16 protein-coding genes are annotated in these 19,735 nt (G+C 69.8%); 6 read left to right on the top strand and 10 right to left on the bottom strand.

Annotation, left to right across the window (positions count from 1 at the left end; all coding sequences use genetic code 11):
• Nucleotide 1 precedes the first annotated feature (1 nt).
• Entirely contained in the window at nucleotides 2-1,987 is a 1,986-nt protein-coding gene (locus ASD21_RS13775; RefSeq protein WP_056442029.1) for a glycoside hydrolase family 97 protein, read from the bottom strand.
• Between the two features lie 164 nt (nucleotides 1,988-2,151).
• On the opposite strand from ASD21_RS13775, the gene ASD21_RS13770 reads away from it, so the two are divergent.
• From ASD21_RS13770 to ASD21_RS23955, 3 genes are all read left to right on the top strand, one after another.
• Nucleotides 2,152-4,635 (top strand): glycoside hydrolase family 3 protein, encoded by a 2,484-nt coding sequence (locus tag ASD21_RS13770; protein WP_162250237.1) that lies wholly within the window; start codon nucleotides 2,152-2,154, stop codon nucleotides 4,633-4,635.
• Nucleotides 4,636-4,794: 159 nt separating this feature from the next.
• The gene (locus ASD21_RS13765) at nucleotides 4,795-6,735 is read left to right on the top strand and encodes a sialate O-acetylesterase (RefSeq protein WP_156398373.1); all 1,941 of its coding nucleotides are present in this window, start codon (nucleotides 4,795-4,797) and stop codon (nucleotides 6,733-6,735) included.
• 274 nt (nucleotides 6,736-7,009) lie between these two features.
• Entirely contained in the window at nucleotides 7,010-7,174 is a 165-nt protein-coding gene (locus ASD21_RS23955) for a hypothetical protein (protein WP_156390626.1), read from the top strand.
• Nucleotides 7,175-7,396: 222 nt separating this feature from the next.
• Here ASD21_RS23955 and ASD21_RS13760 read toward each other — a convergent pair whose 3' ends face one another.
• From ASD21_RS13760 to ASD21_RS13740, 5 genes are all read right to left on the bottom strand, one after another.
• Entirely contained in the window at nucleotides 7,397-7,846 is a 450-nt protein-coding gene (locus ASD21_RS13760; RefSeq protein WP_056442020.1) for a MarR family winged helix-turn-helix transcriptional regulator, read from the bottom strand.
• Nucleotides 7,843-8,259, bottom strand: a complete 417-nt coding sequence (locus ASD21_RS13755) for an organic hydroperoxide resistance protein (protein ID WP_056442017.1) — start codon at nucleotides 8,257-8,259, stop codon at nucleotides 7,843-7,845. Before ASD21_RS13755 ends, ASD21_RS13760 begins: the two co-directional genes overlap by 4 nt.
• A 216-nt stretch (nucleotides 8,260-8,475) precedes the next feature.
• The gene (locus ASD21_RS13750) at nucleotides 8,476-8,952 is read right to left on the bottom strand and encodes an ester cyclase (protein WP_056442459.1); all 477 of its coding nucleotides are present in this window, start codon (nucleotides 8,950-8,952) and stop codon (nucleotides 8,476-8,478) included.
• A 72-nt stretch (nucleotides 8,953-9,024) separates the two neighbouring features.
• On the bottom strand, nucleotides 9,025-9,726 hold the full coding sequence (locus tag ASD21_RS13745) for a DnaJ domain-containing protein (protein ID WP_056442015.1): 702 nt from the start codon (nucleotides 9,724-9,726) through the stop codon (nucleotides 9,025-9,027).
• 75 nt (nucleotides 9,727-9,801) lie between these two features.
• Nucleotides 9,802-10,143 carry a hypothetical protein gene (locus ASD21_RS13740; RefSeq protein ID WP_056442012.1) on the bottom strand — a complete coding sequence of 114 codons (342 nt, stop codon included), beginning with the start codon at nucleotides 10,141-10,143 and terminating at the stop codon, nucleotides 9,802-9,804.
• Between the two features lie 138 nt (nucleotides 10,144-10,281).
• Between ASD21_RS13740 and pdxH the strand changes: the two genes are divergently transcribed.
• The gene (gene pdxH, locus ASD21_RS13735) at nucleotides 10,282-10,947 is read left to right on the top strand and encodes a pyridoxamine 5'-phosphate oxidase (protein WP_056442455.1); all 666 of its coding nucleotides are present in this window, start codon (nucleotides 10,282-10,284) and stop codon (nucleotides 10,945-10,947) included.
• Nucleotides 10,948-10,950: 3 nt separating this feature from the next.
• On the opposite strand, the gene ASD21_RS13730 is transcribed toward pdxH, so the two are convergent.
• Together ASD21_RS13730 and ASD21_RS13725 are read right to left on the bottom strand one after the other, a co-directional pair.
• Nucleotides 10,951-12,063, bottom strand: coding sequence for a lysozyme inhibitor LprI family protein (locus ASD21_RS13730; RefSeq protein WP_082554759.1), 1,113 nt, complete (start codon nucleotides 12,061-12,063; stop codon nucleotides 10,951-10,953).
• Nucleotides 12,064-12,123: 60 nt separating this feature from the next.
• The gene (locus ASD21_RS13725; RefSeq protein WP_056441998.1) at nucleotides 12,124-12,750 is read right to left on the bottom strand and encodes a TetR/AcrR family transcriptional regulator; all 627 of its coding nucleotides are present in this window, start codon (nucleotides 12,748-12,750) and stop codon (nucleotides 12,124-12,126) included.
• Between the two features lie 143 nt (nucleotides 12,751-12,893).
• Here ASD21_RS13725 and ASD21_RS13720 point away from each other — a divergent pair, with 143 nt between their 5' ends.
• Nucleotides 12,894-14,393, top strand: coding sequence for a bifunctional aminoglycoside phosphotransferase/ATP-binding protein (locus ASD21_RS13720; RefSeq protein ID WP_056441996.1), 1,500 nt, complete (start codon nucleotides 12,894-12,896; stop codon nucleotides 14,391-14,393).
• A gap of 6 nt (nucleotides 14,394-14,399) precedes the next feature.
• Here the strand turns inward: ASD21_RS13720 and ASD21_RS13715 are convergent, their stop codons facing one another.
• Nucleotides 14,400-14,741 carry a VOC family protein gene (locus tag ASD21_RS13715; RefSeq protein WP_056441993.1) on the bottom strand — a complete coding sequence of 114 codons (342 nt, stop codon included), beginning with the start codon at nucleotides 14,739-14,741 and terminating at the stop codon, nucleotides 14,400-14,402.
• 84 nt (nucleotides 14,742-14,825) lie between these two features.
• Complete coding sequence (locus tag ASD21_RS13710) at nucleotides 14,826-16,631, bottom strand: ATP-binding protein (RefSeq protein WP_327019761.1); 1,806 nt, start codon at nucleotides 16,629-16,631, stop codon at nucleotides 14,826-14,828.
• Between the two features lie 189 nt (nucleotides 16,632-16,820).
• Here ASD21_RS13710 and ASD21_RS13705 point away from each other — a divergent pair, with 189 nt between their 5' ends.
• Nucleotides 16,821-19,733 carry a long-chain-fatty-acid--CoA ligase gene (locus ASD21_RS13705; protein ID WP_056441991.1) on the top strand — a complete coding sequence of 971 codons (2,913 nt, stop codon included), beginning with the start codon at nucleotides 16,821-16,823 and terminating at the stop codon, nucleotides 19,731-19,733.
• Nucleotides 19,734-19,735: the final 2 nt, after the last annotated feature.

Below are 19,735 nucleotides of genomic sequence, written 5' to 3'. Positions count from 1 at the left end.
TCTAGGGGGCGGGGGTCAGATGGACGGCCGCGCCGCCGCTGGGCGCGAGCTTGAGGGTCAGGACGTCGCCGGCCTTCACCGTCCGCTTCGAGGCGGCGAGATCGGTCGGCGCCGCGCCGTCCTGGCGGATGTCGGCGGTGAAGGCGCCGGTTCCCAGGAAGCCCAGCGGGACCTTCACGGTCCGTCCGGCCTCATTGGTCATGGCGCCGATCCACCAGTCCGCGCCCTTGCGGCGGGCCAGCACGATCGACTGGCCGATCTCGCCGGCGACGAACCGGGTTTCGTCCCAGGTGGTCGGGGCCGCGCTGACGAAGTCCAGGCCGGCCGGGCTGTCGCGGTAGGTGTCGGGACTGTCGGACACCAGGCCGAACGGGCTGTCATAGACCACGTACAGGGCCAGGGCCTGACCGCGCGTTGTCTGTACGAACGGCAGGTCGTTGCGCGGCTTGAACGCCGCCGGCGCCACGTTGCGGAAGCCGCCCGGCGTGTAGTCCATCGGGCCCAGCAGCATGCGGGTGTAGGGCAGGGTGACGTTGTGGGTGGCGGTGATCCGCCGGCTCCACTTGTTGTACTCCGCGCCCAGCACGCCTTCCTGGGTCAGGTAGTGCGGATAGGTGCGGGTCAGGCCCGTGGGGTGATAGGCGCCGTGCAGGTCGACCATCAGATGATGCTGGCCGGCCTTGGTCAGCAGGCGGTGGTAGTAGTCGACCATGGCCTGGTCGTCGCGGTCCATGAAGTCGACCTTGATCCCCTTCAGGCCCCACCTCTCATAGAGGGCCAGGGCCTCGTCCATCTGGTCGTCCATCGACTTCCAGTGGGCCCAGACCCACAGGCCGACCTTGCGTTCGGCCGCGTAGGCGACGAGGCCGGGCATGTCGATCTCGGGGATGGTCTTGGTGATGTCGGCGCCCGGCTTCACCGTGCCGGCCCCGCCGCTGTTCCTGTACCAGCCGTCGTCGATTAGCATGTAGTCCAGGCCGTTGGCGGCCGCGAAGTCGACATAGGCCTTGATCGTGGCGTCGTTCATCCCAGCCTTGGGCACGCCCGACACGACCGGTCCGTTCCACCAGTCCCAGGCGGCCTTGCCGGGCTTGATCCAGCGGGTGTCGGCCAGGGTGGTCGGCGGGTTGAGGGTGGCGACGAGGTTGCTCTCGATCAGCTTGCCGGCGGTCGGCGCGACCATGACCACCCGCCAGGACGAGACGATGTCGGCGCCGGGCTTGCCGCGCACGGCGATGCGCGGCTCGTCCAGCCTGGGCGACAGCTTGACCTGCACGCCCAGCCCGCCGTCGCCGCGGCCGGTCAGGTAGAGGCCCGCATAGTCCTTCAGGTCCGCCTCGGCGATCGCGAAGGCGGCGCCTCCGTCCTTGCCCCCGCCCTCGCAGACCAGGGGCGCGTCATAGAGATTGTGCTCGCGGAGCTTCGAGGCCTGGACCGGATCGAACTCGCCCTCGTGGCTGGTCCCGAACTTGCCCAGGTTCAGGCCCCGGCAGCGGTAGTCGGCCGGGAAGTCGAAGCGGGTCTCCTCGTTGCGGATGTCGACCGTCTCGAGCCCCGCCTGCCGGGGCAGCACGTAGCGGAAGGCCACGCCGTCGTCATAGGCCCGCACGATCACCCGCAGCCGGCGCTTGCCGCCCTCGGGCTCCTGGAAATCGACGCTGAGCTGGTTGTAGTGGTCGCGGACCGTCCGGGTCTTGCCCGCGACCAGGTCGTAGGTCGTGTCGCTGGCCGACGGGACGGCGCCGGTGATCTTCAGGCCGTGGGACAGCGAGCCGCCGGCGCTGAGCGCCAGGCCCAGCGGGGAGGGCGCCAGCAGGGGGCGGCCCTTGTAGGCGACGGCGTAACGGGCCTGGCCGTCGCTGTCCGAGACCGTGATCCTGAGCGCGCCGTCGGGGGAGGAAAGCCGCTTTTCGGCGGCGCCGACCGGGCCTGCCGCCAGGGCCGCCAGGGCCGCGCCGGACACAAGACTCGCCGCAATTCCCCGCATGTCGTCTCCCCCATGACGCCCAATGGGCGTTTCTATTTGTCACACAAATTAGACCGTGTATGGATCGCCGTCGAGCTTTTAGATACCGGTACCAATGAGGGCGTGTAGATTGCTCCGGCTGCGTCGGCGTGCGACTGACAACGCTGTCGGAATTCAACGATAAAATGTGGGGAGTTATGAACACCAAGGCCTTCTGCGCCGCGTTGCTGGCGACCACCCTTCTGACGACCACTGTCGTGAACGGCGCGGCGTCCGCCGCCGACACCAAGAGCACCGCCCATCCCGCCCTGTGGCCCGCCGCCAAGAGCCAGGGCCTGGTGGATCCCCAGACCGAGGCCTTCGTCGACTCCCTGCTGGCCAAGCTGACCCTCGAGGAGAAGGTCGGCCAGATGATCCAGGGCGACATCGGCTCGGTGAAGCCCGAAGACCTGAAGACCTATCCCCTGGGCTCGATCCTGGCCGGCGGCAGCTCGCCGCCGCTGGGCGCGCCGGACCGCTCGCCGATCGGCCCGTGGGTCGAATCGGTGAAGGCCTTCCGGGCCGCCGCCGCGCAGCGCGAGGGCGGCACGCGGATCCCGCTGATGTTCGGCATCGATTCGGTCCACGGCCACGGCAACGCCGTCGGCGCCACGCTCTTCCCGCACAACATCGGCCTGGGCGCGACGCGCGATCCCGAGCTGATCCGCAAGATCGGCGCGGCCACCGCGCAGGAAACCGCCGCCAGCGGCTTTGACTGGGCGTTCGGCCCGACCCTGACCGTGCCGCGCGACGACCGCTGGGGCCGGACCTACGAAGGCTATTCGGAAGATCCCGAGATCGTCCGTTCCTACGCCGGCCAGATGATCCTGGGCCTGCAGGGCGCGGTGAGCCAAGGTGGCGTCATCCAGCAGGGGCACGTCGCGGCCAGCGCCAAGCACTTCCTCGGCGACGGCGGCACCCACAACGGCAAGGACCAGGGCGACACCCAGGTCTCCGAGGCCGAGCTGATCCGCCTGCACGCCCAGGGCTATGTGCCGGCCGTCAACGCCGGGACCATGACCATCATGGCGTCGTTCAACAGCTGGAACGGCGAGAAGATGCACGGCAACAAGAGCCTGCTGACCGACGTGCTGAAGGGCAGGATGGGCTTCGACGGCTTCGTGGTCGGCGACTGGAACGGCCACGGCCAGGTGGCCGGCTGCACGCCCAAGAACTGCCCGCAGGCCGCCAACGCCGGCCTGGACATGTACATGGCGCCCGACAGCTGGAAGGACCTGTTCGACAACACCGTTGCCCAGGCCAAGTCGGGCGAGATCCCGATGGCCCGCATCGACGACGCCGTGCGCCGCATCCTGCGCGTGAAGGCCAAGATGGGCCTGTTCCAGCAGGCGCGTCCGCTGGAAGGTAAGGAAGCGCTGATGGCCTCGGCCGAGCACCGCGCCATCGCCCGCCAGGCGGTGCGCGAGTCGCTGGTGCTGCTGAAGAACAACGGCGTCCTGCCGGTGAAGGCCAGCGCCGACATCCTGGTCGCCGGCTCGGGCGCCGACGACATCGGCCAGCAGGCCGGCGGCTGGACCCTGTCGTGGCAGGGCACGGGCAACACCAAGGCCGACTTCCCCAACGCCCAGTCGATCTATTCGGGCCTGAAGGAGACGGTCGAGGCCTCGGGCGGCACGGCGACGCTCAGCGTCGACGGTTCATTCGCGAAAAAGCCCGACGTCGCGATCGTGGTGTTCGGCGAGACGCCCTACGCCGAGGGCGTGGGCGACATCAGGACGCTGGAATACCAGCCCGGAAACAAGACCGACCAGGCCCTGCTGAAGACGCTGAAGGCCGCCGGCGTGCCGGTGGTGGGCGTGTTCCTGTCGGGCCGTCCGCTGTGGGTGAACCCCGAGATCAACGCCTCGGACGCCTTCGTGGCCGCCTGGCTGCCGGGCTCGGAAGGCGGCGGGATCGCCGACGTGCTGATCGGCGACAAGGCGGGCAAGCCGCGCGCCGACTTCCGCGGCAAGCTGTCGTTCAGCTGGCCCAAGACCGCCGGCCAGTTCACGCTGAACCGCGGCGACAAGAGCTACGACCCGCAGTTCGCCTACGGCTACGGCCTGACCTACGCCTCCAAGGTCCGGGTCGGGACGCTGTCCGAAAAGCCGGGCTTCACGATCGCCACCGAGAACGTCAGCAACTACTTCGTCGGCGGCAAGACGCCGGCGCCGTTCGAGTTCAAGCTGACCCCGACCACGGCCGTCCAGGTTCGTCCGGTCGACGCGGGCAACGTGCAGGAAGCCGGACGCCAGCTGACCTATTCCGGCGACATCGCGGCCACCGCGGCCCTGGCGGCCGACAAGGCCTTCGACCTGTCGTTCCAGACCAACGCCGAGATCGACCTGCTGATCGACTATCGCGTGGACGCAAAGCCGACCGCGCCGGTCACCCTGTCGATCGGGGCGGGCAAGCTGGACGTCACCCCGGTGCTCGAAGCCTCGCCGGTCGGCGAGTGGAAGAGCCTGAAGGTGTCGCTCAAGTGCTTCCAGGCGGCGGGAACCGACGTGACGGCCGTGACCGCGCCGTTCGCGCTGTCGACCGCCGGCAAGCTGGTGGTCACGCTGCAGGGCGTGAAGCTGACGACGGATCCGGCGGGCGCGGTGTGTCCGGGGAAGGCTACGAAATAGTTCTCTTTGTCTCCGCTCATCCCGGCGAATGCCGGGACCCAGATGGCATGGCGGAGTGCTGGCTCCATGAGCTCAGCGCTGCTCCAATCAGCCACACGGTTATGGGATCTGGGTCCCGGCATTCGCCGGGATGAGCGGATTTTGGGATAGGTCATGTCCATGCGTTCGAAGATCCTTGGCCTTTTGGCGGCGACCGCGGTCAGCGCAATCGCCACGACTGTCTCCGCCGCGCCCTTGCTGGCGCCGGTCTTCACCGACCACGCCGTCCTGCAGCGCGGCCAGCCGATCCGGGTCTGGGGCGCGGCCGGGCCGGGGGCGGTCGTCGAGCTGTCGCTCGGCGAAGCCAAGGCCAGCGCGACGGCGGATGCCGAAGGCCGCTGGTCGACGACCTTTCCGGCCCGCGAACCGGGTGCGGCCCTGACCCTGACGACCCAGGCCGGCGGCGAGCGCCAGACCATCTCGGACCTGCTGGTCGGCGACGTCTGGCTGTGCTCGGGCCAGTCGAACATGGAATATCCGCTGCGCCGGTCGCTGGGCGGCGAGGCCGAGGCGGCCAACGCGGCCGACCCCGACATCCGCCTGCTGCAGACCGGCCGCGTCAGCCTGCCCAATCCGACCACGGCCCTGCCCAAGGAGGCCGCCTGGCGTCCGGCCACCCCAGAGTCGGCCAACAATTTCAGCGCCGCCTGCTTCTTCATGGGCCGCGAGATCAAGAAGACCACCGGCGTTCCGATCGGCCTGATCGACGCCACCTGGGGCGGTTCGATCATCCAGGACTGGATCAGCCGCGAGGGTCTCCACGCCCTGGGCGGCTATGACGAAGGCCTAGCCGTGCTGGCCGACTACGCCCGGTCGCCGGACGTCGGCATGGCCCAGTGGACCGCCATGCTCGACCGCTGGGCCGCCAAGGTCGAGCCGCAGGCCGCGGCCTGGAGCCGCCCGGACTTCGACGACCGCGACTGGAAGACCATGCCGGCCGAGCAGTTCTGGGAGACCAACCCAGGCCTTGAGACCTTCGACGGCACGATCTGGCTGCGGGCGACGATCGTCCTGACCGAAAAGCAGGCCAGGCAGGGCGCGACCCTGTCGCTGGGCCCGATCGACGACCTGGACACCACCTTCGTCAACGGCCGCGAGATCGGTTCGTCGCAGGGCTGGGACACGCCGCGCGCGTACAGGATCGCCCCGGGCGTGCTGCGGGCCGGTCCCAACCTGATCGCCGTGCGGGCCATCGACGCCGGCGGCGGCGGCGGGGCCTGGGGACCGGCGGCCCAGAAGGGTCTGAAGTTCGACGACGGTTCGTTCGCCCCGCTGGGCGCGAGCTGGCGCTACAAGGTCTCGACCGCCATCGCCCAGAGCGGTCTGCCGCCGACGGCGCCGTGGGTGGGGAGCAGCGGCCTGTCGACCCTGCGCAACGGCATGATCGCGCCGCTGATCCCCTACGGCCTGAAGGGTTTCGCCTGGTACCAGGGCGAGGCCAATGTCGCCGAGCCGGCCGCCTATGGCCGCCTGCTGCCGGCCCTGGTCGCCGACTGGCGCCGGTCGTTCGACGCTCCGGACCTGCCGTTCCTGGTGGTGCAGCTGGCCGCGTTCGGACCGCGCCAGACCGCGCCGGCCGAGTCCGGCTGGGCCGGGGTTCGCGACGCCCAGCGCCAGGCCGCCGCGGCCGATCCCAAGGTCGGCCTCGCCTCGGCCGTCGACATCGGCGACATCTACGACATCCATCCGGCCAACAAGCAGCAGGTCGGCCACCGCCTGGCCCTGCTGGCGCGCAAGCTGGCCTATGGCGAGACGGGCCTGGTCGCGGCCGGTCCCGCGCCGCTGTCGGCGACGCGGGCGGCGGATGCGGTGGTCGTGCGGCTGGACCAGTCGGCGGTGGTCCAGGCCGACGCCCGCCCGGTCGGGTTCGAGCTGTGCGACGCCGGCGGCGCCTGCCGTTTCGCGGACGCGGCCCTGGCCGGCGACCAGGTCCGGCTGACGATCCCGGCCGGCTTCGCGCCGGTCAGGGTCCGCTTCGCCTGGGCCGACAGCCCGATCCTCAATCTCTATGGACGGACCGGATTACCGGCGACCCCGTTCGAACTGACCATCGCGCCCTAGTCGGTCCCCTGGGCGGCCGCCCCAGGTCGTCTTGGTCGAAATGACGGTCGCGGCCTCGGCCGCGTTCCGACGCGCTTCGAGGGTTTCGCTCCATTTCAGCGCCGCCGGGGCGCGCCTAGGCTGGTAGTCTGGCTTGTGCTGGGGCGCGACCAACCTCGGTTCGGAAGCGAACCGGCGCGGGCAGGGGGCGGACGGCGCGCGCGGAGCCGCGCGCGCCGTTAACCAGCAACCCATTGACCTTCAACGGCATTGTCTCTCGTAAGGAGAGCGTAGAGTGCCCGATGTCGCGTACCAGGCGTTGGCCGAGCTTTGGGAGGCCGTGTTCGGCGAGCAGCCGTCCATCGTCGCCGAGCCGGGCCTGACGGCCCAGGTTCTGGTCAGCTGCTTGCCGCCGGCAGAGCCCTACGGTTTCGCCGGCGAGGACGAGGGCGAAGGCTAGGGCGTATCGACGTTCAGACACGCCCTTCCTTCTCTCCGTCATTCCCGCCCTTGTGGCGGGAACCCCTCTACCGGTCGCACGTGCAGGGGTGTGGCGCGCTGGCGCGCCAAGACGTCTCACCGTCAGCTGCACCAGGGGTTCCCGCCACAAGGGCGGGAATGACGGTTGAAAGGAGGAAGGGTTTACTGACCAAGCCGCCAAACTGCTGAACGTTGATCCACCCTAGACCGCCAGGACCTTTAGCCGTTCGCGCAGGTCGCCCAGCTCGTCCAACGGCATGTTCAGCTTGCAGAACAGCTGCTCGGGCACGGCCTTGGCCTTGTCGCGCAAGGCGGCGCCGGCTTCGGTCAGGGTGACGATCACCCGCCGCTCGTCCTCGGGGTCGCGGGCGCGCGCCACCAGCCCTTGCGTCTCCAGACGCTTGAGCAGCGGGGTCAGGGTGCTGGACTCCAGGTCCAGCGCCTCGCCCACGGCGCCGACCGTGCGGGGACTGGCCTCCCACAGCACCAGCATGACCAGGTACTGCGGATAGGTCAGGCCCAGGGCCTCGAGCAGCGGCCGGTAGAGCCGCGTCACCCGATTGGCGGCGCCGTAGAGGGCGAAGCACAGCTGACGGTCGAGGCGCAGGGCCTCGACCGGTTCGCCGCTGGTCTTTTCAATCTTCGAAGTCATACGGCCTTTGTGGTGATCGCGACGTCGACATTGCCGCGCGTGGCGTTGGAATAGGGACAGACCTTGTGCGCCGTCGCAACCAGCGCTTCGGCTTCGTCCTGGGTCAGGCCCTGGGTTTCGACCTCCAGCGCGACCTCCAGCTTGAAGCCGACCTCCAGCGGGGCCAGGCCGACGACGCCGGTCACCGTCGAGCCGGTCAGGCCGATCTTCTGCTGGCGGGCCACGTGGGCCATGGCGCTCTGGAAGCAGGCGGCGTAGCCGGCCGCGAACAGCTGCTCGGGATTGGTGCCCTGGCCGTTGCCGCCCAGCGCCTTGGGCAGGGCCAGTCGCACGTCCAGCAGACCGTCTTCGCTGCGGGCCTTGCCTTCGCGGCCGCCGGTGGCCGTGGCGCGGGTTTGATAGAGGGTGGACATCGGTTGTCTCCTTGGCGTTGTTCGATAGTGAACGATTTAATCGTGCACGATCTATTAGCAAGGGGCGGGGCCGAATTTTTTATCGCGCGCGATCCTTTTCACCGACCTGTCATCCCGGACGCAGCGAAGCGGAGATCCGGGACCGACCTGGAACGCGGCGCTCAGGCGTCGGTCCCGGATCTTCGCGCTAAGCGCTCGTCCGGGATGACAGATCGATCAAGCCGTCTTCACCTTCGCCGCCGCGACCAGCGCGCCCAGCGCCTCCATCGGGGTCATGTCGCCCAGCAGCTGGCGCACGATGGTCAGGGTGTCGGAATAGATCCGTTCGCAGACCAGGGTCTCGCCCTCGAACAGGAAGAAGGCCGTCATCTGGCAGGCGAACGGCCGGCCGGTGGCGGGCAGGGGACCCAGCGGACCCAGCTGCGTGCCCTCCAGGATGAACTCCACCACGATCCCGTCGTCGACATGACGCAGCGACAGCAGGGTGTTGCGCTGGTCCGGAAAGGTCTGGCGCGAGGTGGTGTAGTAGCGCTCGACATCGGGGCGGCCGTCGTGGACGGCGCCGGTGGCGATGATCTCGTAGCGGGGGTGGGGGAAGGTCGCCAGCACCTTGTCCCAGGCGTGATCGATCTCGTCGGCCATGTGCTCGCGAACGATCTTTTCGCGCCGGACGCGCAGGGCTTCCTGGGTCATGATCCGTCCTCCCGGCCGCTCCGCGGCGGCGTGGGCGATCATAGGGCCGTGAAACGCGTGTTTGGAAGGTCTCTAGGCCGCCCAGGCGGCCGCGAAGCGCTTCAGCTGCGAGCGGGCGGCGCTTTCGACGCCGTCGCCCAGGGCTTCCAGGCGCAGGAACAGGTCGCCGGCGCGGTGCGGGCCGCGGGCTGGCAGGCCCTGGCCAGGCAGGCGCACCAGGCCCCGGGCGGCGGCCTTGGTCGAGATCCAGACCAGGCGCGGACCCAGCGCCGTGGCCACCTCGATCCGGCCGCCCTCGGCCAGGGCGCGGGCGTCCAGGCGGGCGGTCAGCCACAGGTCGCCGCCGCGCACCAGGGCGTCGGGATCATGCTCGAGCGCGACGCGGAAGGTCACGTTCTCGACCCGGACCTTGTCGTTCTCGCGCAGGCCGGCCGGCAGGGTCAGGCGCAGCTTGCGGGCGTCCAGCATCAGGTCGAGCGACCCGCCCGCGAAGGCCAGGGCGGCGTCGATCCGCAGGGTGGCCTGCTCGACCCGGACCGGTTCGGCGACGGCGGGCGGGAAATGGATCGGCCGCGTCGGGGCGTCCTGCAGCAGGCGGTAGGCGGCCAGCACGTCGCGGAACAGGGCCGCGTCGCCGCCGGGGCGGTCGGGATGGGCGCGCTTGGCGGCTTCGCGATAGGCGGCCCGCAGCTCGCGCTCGTCGGCGCCGGGCGCGACGCCGAGGATGGCGCGGGCGGCCTGGAGACTGGGAACGGAAGACGAGCCGGCGGTCATGCCGCCGACCCTGCCGCCGTTTGGTCAACGGGGCGTTAAGTTAACTTTTCCGAGCGTTTTCAAGCCAAGCGGGCGTCAGCGGATCTGGCCGCTGATCAGCCAGACCAGGCCGAAGATCCCGAACACCCCGGCCATGAAGAGGATGACGGCCCAGGAGCCGCTCTTGCGATGCCAGGTGACCGGCACGTCGACGTCCGGTCCCTCGACCCGCGCCTGTTCCGCCGCCTTGGCGCGCAGCCGCCAGAGGTTCCACGCCCCGCCCGCGAACAGGAACAGGCCGCCGGCCGCCAGGATGATCCAGTCCTGGACGTCGTCGCCCTTCCATCTGACGGCTTCGACATAGCCGATCCACAGGCCGGCCGCGCACCACAGCGCCAGGGGGATCCAGGCCAGTCGCGCCCGCGTGCCGAGTTTCATCAGGGGTCTGTTCCATGGGCGCGAAACGTCCGCGCGATCGTTGGCGGCTAATGCGCGCGGCCAGCCAGCCGCGTCAAGCTCGAGGGGCCTGGCCCCACACGCTTGGTCCTTTGGCGCGCGGCGCCCTATATCCACCTCATGACCGACGCGCCCCTGATCCCCGCCTCGCCGTCCGAGGACGACTATGTCCGCCGGGTGACCGAGGCCGTGCCCCCGCCGCTGCTGCCGGAGGGCGACCCGATCCACCAATTCGGGGAATGGCTGGCCGAGGCCGGCAAGGGCGAGCCGAGCGACCCGAACGCCATGGCCCTGTCGACCGTCGACGCCGACGGCCTGCCGGACTCGCGCATGGTGCTGCTCAAGAGCGTCGATGCCCGGGGCTTCGTCTTCTACACCAACACCCAGAGCGCCAAGGGCGTGGAGCTGGGCGGACAGCCCAAGGCGGCCCTGCTGTTCCACTGGAAGTCGCTGCGCCGCCAGGTGCGGGTGCGCGGCGTGGTCGAGCCGGTGAGCGAGGCCGAGGCCGACGCCTATTTCGCCAGCCGGGCGCGCCACAGCCAGCTGGGCGCCTGGGCCAGCGACCAATCCCGCCCGCTGCCCGACCGCCTGGCCCTGGAACGCCGGGTGGCCGAGATGGCCCTGAAGTTCGGCCTGGGCAAGGTGCCGCGCCCGCCGCACTGGTCGGGCTATCGTGTCGTCCCCCAGGTCATCGAATTCTGGCGCGACCGTCCGTTCCGGCTGCACGAACGGCTGGTCTACGAGCGGGACGGCGAGGGCTGGGAGACGAAGAGGTTGTTTCCGTAGGGCCTAGCCGCACTCCTGCTCGAACCGTTCGTCGCCGTTGTGATAGGCGTCGCAATGCAGATGGCCGAGGCGTTTTCGGGTCAGGTAGGTCGCCAGTCCGTCCTGGGAAGCGTTGGGCCATTTGACGGCGGCCAGGGCCAGCCACGCGTCCCGATAGGCGATCCACGCCCTCTGCGCCTCACGCACGCCCGGCTTGGTCACGTCATAGTCCACCATCTCCTTCTGCGGCAGGAGCGGCATGAGATTGCGGTAGAATTGGTTCAGCGCGGTGTCGGCGGCCGTGCGTTGGGCCGGCGAAGCGGTCGGCCCCTTGCTTGCCGTCATGCGCTGCAGGAGGGCGAGACGATCGTCCTCCAACTCCATCTCGAAACGCGCGGTCGCACTGCGATTGATCGTGCCGGCGCCGCGCTCGTTCATCTGGCGAAGCTCCAAGAACGCGCCTTGCGCCTTCAGCAGCTGGTCGTGGGCGGCGCTCTCTTCGGCGGTCCAAGCCGCCGTCAGCGCCTGGACCTTGACGTCCCGGACAGCCTTCGTCCGCCGCTGCTCGTGCCAGGCGCACACCGGCATCGAAACATCCGATGCGCCCTGGTTGACGTCGTAGCAGTAGTCGAAAGGCGTCGGGTCCGGGACGGTCTTGCGCGTCTGCAGGGCGTGGACAAGGATGTCAGTGTCGACGGGCGCGCCCCAGGTATTGCAGGCCATGTGGGTGGCGAGGTCGAGGTCCTTCTTGGCGCCGAAGCCCGTCGCATAGATCGTCATCAGCATGCCTGTTCCGGAGAAGACGCCGTCCCGGTTATCGGGGTCGTTCAGCTCCAAGATCGCGCACTGGCGGGCCTTGACCGGGTCGCGCTTAACGCCGATCCCATAATAAAGCGCCTCCGACGAACAGCCTTTGAGGGTGGCGGCCGTTGCCGGATCGGGCATGTCGCTGGCCGGAACGGCGAGCGTCTTGAAGCGTCGGCAGATGGCGCGGCTCGTCGCGAACTCGGGTTGGTTCGCCCAGCCGTCGTCCGGATCGCCAAAACGGGCCTGGCCCGCGAAGCCGCAAAGCCCGGCGGCCGCCAGGATGGAAAGCAAGCCCAAGCCGAGCTTGGTTCTGATGTTTGGCGGTGTCATCGAAGTCCCCTGGAGCGGCAAGCTAGACGGACTGCCCGGCGACCGTCCAGCCTTGTCGTCCTAGCGGGGCTCGACCCCATACCGCGCCAGGAACGTCTCCACCGCGTCGGCGCAAATCTCACCCAGCGGCCGTGCCGGTTGAGCCTCGTCGCCGGCGGCCAGGCCGAGCACCAGGGTGGCGTGATCCAGCATGCCCAGCAGTTGGCCGCCCGCCCAGGCCGGCTGGTCGACCGCCAGCTCGCCGGTCTCGACCAGGTCCTGGATCAGCGTGATCGCCGCCCCGCCCAGGTCCTGGTGGGCGGCGCGCAGGACGTGGTCGGCCACCGTCTCGAAGCGCCGGCGTTCGCTGGCGACCATCCGGAACATCGCCCGGGTCGCGGGCTGTGACATGAAGGTCGCATAGGCCAGCGCCAGGCTGGTCAGCCGGGCGCGGGCGTCGCCGATCGCCTGGACGCTCTCGCGCACGGGTTCGGCCATGCGTCCGACGGCGTCGTGGACGACGATCTCGAACAGCTTGGCCTTGCTCGGGAAGTAGGCGTAGAGCGTGGCGGTCGACACGCCCGCCATGCGGGCCACCACCTCCATGCCGGCGGCGGCATAGCCCTCCCGCAGAAAGACGCCGCGCGCGGCGGTCAGGATTTCGGTCTTCTTGCGTTCGGACCGGTTGAGGACGGCGTCGATCAGCATGCGGTTGTGACTCTATCTAAGGTTAATAGGTCATATCCGATCAACCAAAGCGTAAGCAAGCGCACTGGCCGCGACGCGGCGCGAACTTTCCGCTATGGGGACGCCGACGCCCCGAATTCCGGCGTGTTTGAAGAGGTTGGGGCGTGATCAAGGACGCGGAGACGGTTCGCGAGCAGGAAGTGGCCGCCTGGATGGGCGAGCGGGCCGATCGGGTGATCGAGACCTCGTGCGCCCGGGTTTTCCTGGTCGGCGAGGCGGCCTGGAAGGTCAAGCGCCCGGTCAATTTCGGCTTTCTGGACTATTCCACCCTGGAGCTGCGCCGCTGGTCGCTGGAGCGCGAGCTGAGCTTCAACCGCGCCGCCGCGCCCGACATCTATCGCGCCGTGCGCCGCCTGACGCGGACCGAGGCCGGCGGGGTCGAGATGGACGGGACCGGCGAGATCGTCGAGTACCTGCTGGAGATGCGCCGCTTCGACGAGCAGGGCGTGCTGGCCCAGCAGCCCTGGGCCATCGACGACGCGCTGGAGGATTCCCTGGGCCGGACCATCGCCCAGTTCCACGCCGGGGCGCCGCTGCGGCCGAAGGGCGGCGGGGTCGGGGCCCTGGGCTACACGATCGCCTCGAACGCCAACCTGCTGCGCGGCCTGGCCCCGCGGCTGGGCGCCCAGGCCGTCGAGCGGCTGATCGCCGAGACGGACCTGGCGCTGGAGCGCCTGGGCCCGCTGCTGAACGAGCGGGCGGGGCAGGGCTTCGCGCGGCACTGCCATGGCGATCTGCACCTGGGCAACATCCTGGTCGAGGACGGCAAGCCGATCCTGTTCGACTGCATCGAGTTCAACGACTCGCTGTCGGACATCGACATCCAGTACGACCTGGCCTTCCTGCTGATGGACCTGGACTTCCGCCGTCGCCGCGACGCGGCCGGCCGGGTGCTGAACGCCTATCTGGACGAGGCCGCCCGCACTTTTGGCGAAGGCCTGTGGACAGGCCTTGCGGCCTTGCCGCTGATGCTCAGCGTCCGCGCCGCGGTGCGCACCCACGTCTGGGCCTACAGCAACGACGACGAGGCCGCGCGGGCCTATCTGGCCACGGCGCTGGAGCACCTGGCCCCCAAGCCGGTCAGCCTGGTGGCGACCGGCGGCTTCTCGGGTTCGGGCAAGTCGACCTTCGCCCGGGTCTGCGCGCCCGGCCTGGGCGCGGCCCCGGGGGCGGTGGTCCTGCGCACCGACGAGATCCGCAAGCGCCTGTGCGGCGTGCCCTCGCTGCAGCGTCTGCCCAAGGAAGCCTACACGCCGGAAATGAGCGAGCGGGTCTATGGCGAGCTGTTCCGCGACGCGGCCCTGACCCTGGCCGCCGGCCGCTCGGTGGTGGTCGACGCGGTGTTCCTGAAACCCGAGCAGCGGGCCCGCGCCGAGGCCCTGGCCAAGGACGTCGACGTGGCGTTCCAGGGCGTCTGGCTGGAGGCGCCGCCCGAGGTGCTGCGCGCCCGCGTCGCCGCCCGCGTCAACGACGCCTCCGACGCCGACGTCGCCGTGCTGGAAAGCCAGCTGTCCCGCGACACCGGCGACATCGCCTGGCGCCGGGTCGACACGGTCAGCGCCTTCGAGGATGAAGCCCGGGCCCTGGCGGAATCGATGGGGTAGGGGCGGCTAGCCTCGGCTCGAGATCTGAAACGGATTGCCGTCCGGATCCTTGCCGTCGCACATGTCGAAGGTGCTCGTGGACTTGACCGGACCCAGCACGACGGCCCCGCGCCGTTGCAGCATGGCTTTGGCGGCGGCGACGTCGGCGGCGAAGAACACCAGCTTGGGCGGGCGCTGACCCACGACCGGTTTCCCATGGTGGAGCGCCAGGCGGCAGGCGCCCGCGTCGAACTCGACCCATCCGTCTTCCCGACCGCACACGGCGAGACCGATGACGTCCTGGTAGAAACGGGCAAGGCCCGGCACGTCGGCCGTAAAGACCACGATGCGCTTCAGATCGAGTTTCAACGGCGGCTCCCAACGCGACAATCAGAGGCTGGAAGGGATCGGCTGGGATTTATTTTTGCAAGCGCCATTGCGCTGGGAACGGCGCTACGACCGGGCCGCCTTGGTGCAGCGGTCTTTCGGCCGCACGGCCGAGCAGATCGACGACAGCAGGTCGGCCGGCCGGATCGGCTTGCCCAGGTGGTCGTCGAAACCCATGGCCAGGAAGCGTTCGCGGTCGCCCGACATGGCCGAGGCGGTCAGGGCGATGACCGGGATCGCCGGATCGCCCGCCACGCCGGCCCGGATGGCGTTCAGGGCGGTGATGCCGTCCATCACCGGCATGTTGATGTCCATCAGCACCGCGTCGAACGCGTCCGCCTTCAGGGCGGTCAGGGCCGCCTGGCCGTCGTCGACGATGGTCAGGGCCACGCCGGTGGCTTCCAGCATGGTGCGCACCACCACCTGGTTGATGGCGTTGTCCTCGGCCATCAGGATCCGCAGGGTGTCGAGGTCCGGCGTGTCCTGATCCTCGACCTCTTCGGCCGTCGCGGCGGGGGGCGCGATCGGAACGGCGCGAAGGGTGAAGACGAACGCCGCGCCGCCCCCTCCCTTTTTCAGGTCGCCGCTTTCCAGGACCAGGTCGCCGTCCATCTGATGGGCCAGGGCGCGTGAGATCGTCAGGCCCAGACCCGTGCCGCCGTGGCTGCGCGAGACGGCGTTGTCGGCCTGGGTGAAGCTTTCGAAGATGCGGTCGTGGACATCGGCGTCGACGCCGACGCCGGTGTCGACCACCCGCAACCGGATCTCGCACGCGCCGTCGGCCGTCGAGGACAGGGGCCGCGACGATTCCGGCGGCGGCGCCAGCAGCTGGATCGTCACCCCGCCCTTGCTGGTGAACTTCAGGCCGTTGGAGATCAGGTTCATCAGCACCTGGCGGATGCGCTGGGGGTCGGCCAGGATCCAGGCGGGCGCGGACGGGTCGATCTCCGCGCGCAGCCACAAGCCCTTCTCGGCGGCGGCGTCGCGCCAGGCGTCGCCGGCCGCGCGGACCAGGTCGTGCAGATTGACGGCCACGTGGTCCAGGTCGACCTTGCCGGCCTCGATCTTCGACAGGTCCAGCACGTCGTTGAGCACCTGCATCAGGCTGTCGCCCGACTTGATCATCAGGCGCACGTGGCGGCGCTGGGCCTCGTTGAGGTTGGTGCGGTCCAGGGCGTAGGCCATGCCCAGCAGGCCGTTCATCGGCGTGCGCAGCTCGTGGCTGGTGACGGCCACGAAGGTCGACTTGGCGCGGTTGGCCTCCAGGGCCCGCTCGCGTTCCTCGCGCAGGCCGCGGGTGAGGGCGTCCATCCGGTTGGCGGCGGCGCGGTTGGCCAGCATGACGTTCAGCGTCGTGGCGACGACCAGGACCAGGCCCCAGCGGGCGATGTTGGGGCCCACGCCCTGACCGGGGAGGAAGAACAGCGGGAAGACGATCAGGCTGACCATCGGCGCGAAGGCGGAGACCGCGATCAGGGCGACCGGCTGGTGGCGGAAGTTCTGGGTGTAGACGATCTGTCCGACCCACACCGCGACGGCGGCCAGCTTCATGTCGGGAAGCGGCGAGAACCAAATCATCGCCGCCAGCCACGACCAGGTCAGGTTGATCGGCAGGGCGCCCAGCAGGAAGACGGCGCGCATCGTCGGCGTGCCGGGGACTCCCGGCCTGAACCGCCCGGTCGCCAGCCGCGCCAGACCCTCGGCCGTCAGGAACACGGCCAGCCAGCACGCGGCGAAGGTCACGCCCAACGCCAGCTGGGCGACGGCGGCCGACAGCAAGGCTGGAATCACCCGGGACAGCAGCAGGCGATGGGTGTCCATCGCCACTTCGTCCAGCCGGTCGTCGGCCAAGATGGCGTGCAGTCTTCGCACTTGAATCAAGCCTGTCCGTCGCCGTGTCCGCGGACTATAGGCCATCGGGGTTTCCGTGGCCTGAACGGGCGCTGCGACGGATCAGCGCGATCAGGTTTCGATCGCCCCGGGCGCGCGCCGCGTTGCGCCGTCGCCGTCGCGCCGCTAGCCTTGTCTGAACAACGATAACAGATCGGGAGAGCGGGGCCGATGCAAGGCTTGATGCAGCACGGGGCCTTGACGGTCGACAAGATCATCGACCACGCCGCCCAGTGGCATGGCGCGCGCGAAGTCGTCACGCGGTCGGTCGAGGGACCCATCGTCCGTACGACCTATGGCGCGATCCGCGACCGCGCCAAGCGGGTGTCCAACGCGCTGCTGGCCATGGGGATCAAGCCGGGCGACCGGGTGGGCACCCTGGCCTGGAACACCGCCCGCCACATGGAGGCCTGGTACGGCATCATGGGCATCGGCGCGGTGTGCCACACCCTGAACCCGCGCCTGTTCCCCGAACAGATCGCCTGGATCGCCAATCACGCCGGCGATCGGGTGATCTTCGTCGACCTGACCTTCCTGCCGATCATCGCCGGCGTCCTGCACCACCTGCCCAGCGTCGAGCACGTGGTGCTGTTCACCGACCGCGGCCACATGCCGGCCGACTTCAGGCCGGCGGGCGAGGCCCCCAACTTCAAGGGGTTGGTGTGCTTCGAGGACATGGTCGAGCAACACCATGCCGATTGCGCCTGGGGCGGCTTCGACGAGGGCACGGCGGCGGGCCTCTGCTACACCTCGGGCACGACCGGCGACCCCAAGGGCGTGCTCTATTCGCACCGCTCCAACGTGTTGCACACCCTGATCACGCTTCAGCCGGACGTGATGGGCCTGTCGCAGAAGGACGTGATCCTGCCGGTGGTGCCGATGTTCCACGCCAACGCCTGGGGGGTGGCGTTCTCGGCCCCCGGGACCGGCGCCAAGATGGTCATGCCGGGCGCCAAGATGGACGGGGCCTCGATCTTCGAGCTGCTCGACACCGAGGGCGTCACCTTCTCGGCCGCCGTGCCGACGGTCTGGCAGATGCTGCTGCATCACCTGAAGGAGACCGGCGCCAAGCTGCCGGTGCTGAAGAAAGTGGTGATCGGCGGGGCGGCCTGCCCCGAGCACATCATCCGCGCCTTCCACGACGACTACGACGTCGAGGTGGTCCACGCCTGGGGCATGACCGAGACCTCGCCGGTCGGCACCCTGTCGGTGATGACCGACGCGCTGGAAAAGCTGCCCTACGACCAGCAGATGCCTTACCGGCTCAAGCAGGGCCGGCCGCCGTTCGGCGTGGAGCTGAAGCTGACCGACGACGCGGGCCGGCGCCTGCCGCACGACGGCAAGAGCTTCGGCAATCTGAAGATCCGCGGCCCGATCATCGCCGCCGAGTATTTCCGGGGCGCCGGCGGCAAGATCCTCGACGACGAGGGCTTTTTCGACACCGGCGACGTGGCCACCATCGACGACCACGGCTTCATGCAGATCACCGACCGGGCCAAGGACGTGGTCAAGTCGGGCGGCGAGTGGATCAGCTCGATCGACATCGAGAACATCGCCCTGGGCCATCCCAAGGCGGCGATGACGGCGGTGATCGGCGTGCCGCATCCCAAGTGGGACGAGCGGCCGATCCTGCTGGTCAAGCTGATGGAAGGCGAGACCGCCACCAAGGAAGAGTTCCTGGAGTTCCTGCAGGGCAAGATCGCCAAGTGGTGGATGCCCGACGATGTGGTCTTCGTCGACGAGATCCCGCTGGGCGCGACCGGCAAGATCGACAAGAAGCTGATCCGCCAGCGCATGAAGGACTATGTGCTGCCGGGTCTGGCCGCGGCGCCGACGGGGGAGGGGGCCGCCGAAGCGGCGGCCGAGCCCGAGGCCCCGGCCGCGACCCTCGCCGCGGCCGACGGGGCGCAGGCCACGCGGATCTACGCGCCCGAGCCCGAGGACCCGCTGTCGGAGCCGCCGCCCCTGCCCGAGCCGCAGGTGGTCGAGGCCCTGGCGCACGCCGAGTCCGAAGCCAGGATCGAGCCCGAGCCCCAACCCGAACCAGAAGTCGCGGCGCCGATCCGCGCGGCGCCCCCCGCGACACCTCTCGCGCCCGAGGTGGAGCCGCTGTTCGAGCAACGCGGCCAGGAGGAGCACTTCCCCCTCGGCCCGCTGGCGCCCGCGCCGGCCGTCGCGTCCGTGTCGGAAGACGCCTTCCAGGCCGCGCCGGTCTTCGCCGCCGACGACGCGCCGCTGGCCATGCCGCTGGTTCCCAGCCGCAAGGGCGGGAAGGCCAAGGCGAAAGCCAAGGAGGCGGCGAACAAGGCCAAGGGGGGCTTCACCTCCGGCCTGCTGGACCTGACGATCCTGATCGCCCTGGCGCCGGCCCTGCTGGTCGGGGCCGGCGCGCTGGGCGTGAAGTCAGGACTGTTCCCGCTGGCGCTCGGTTACCAGCAGATGACCCTGGACTGGGCGCCCAAGGCCGCCATGCTCGGCGTCGCCACCGGCGTGCTGGGTCTGATCGTGGCCCTGTTCGGCGGCTTCTCGCGGTTCTGGAAGAAAGCCTTGCTGGCCCTGACGATCACCGTCGCCACCCTGGCCGCCATGGTCGCGGCGAACGCGGTCGGCGGCGGCGCCCCGCCGATCCACGACGTCTCCACCGACTGGAAGACGCCGCTGATGCTGTCGGACGCCGCCCTGGCGGCCCGAGGCGGCGAGGCCCAGACCGTCGAGGCGGACCCCAGCCTGCCGGTCGGCTCGCTGGCCTTCGCCGGCCGACGCGTCGCCGACGTCAACGCCGAGACCTGCGCGGCCGCCCGGCCGCTGGTGGTCGCGCGCTCGCCGGCCGACGCCTACGAGGCGGCCAAGGTCGCCGTCCAGGCCGCCGGCCTGTCGATCGTCACCGACGATCCGATCGACGGTCGGCTGGAGGCGACGGGCCAGAGCTTCTGGTACGGGCTGAAGGACGACCTGGTCGTGCGGGTGCGTCCCGATACGGCCGGGGCGCGGGTCGACATGCGCGCGATCGGCCGCGAGGCCGGCGGCGACCGGGGCCGCAACTGCCGCCGGGTGGGCGACCTGCTGGCGGTGGTGAAGGGGTAGGA

The organism is Caulobacter sp. Root1455 (genome assembly GCF_001426905.1).
GTDB lineage: Bacteria > Pseudomonadota > Alphaproteobacteria > Caulobacterales > Caulobacteraceae > Caulobacter.
This window is presented reverse-complemented; position numbering and strand designations above follow the sequence as displayed.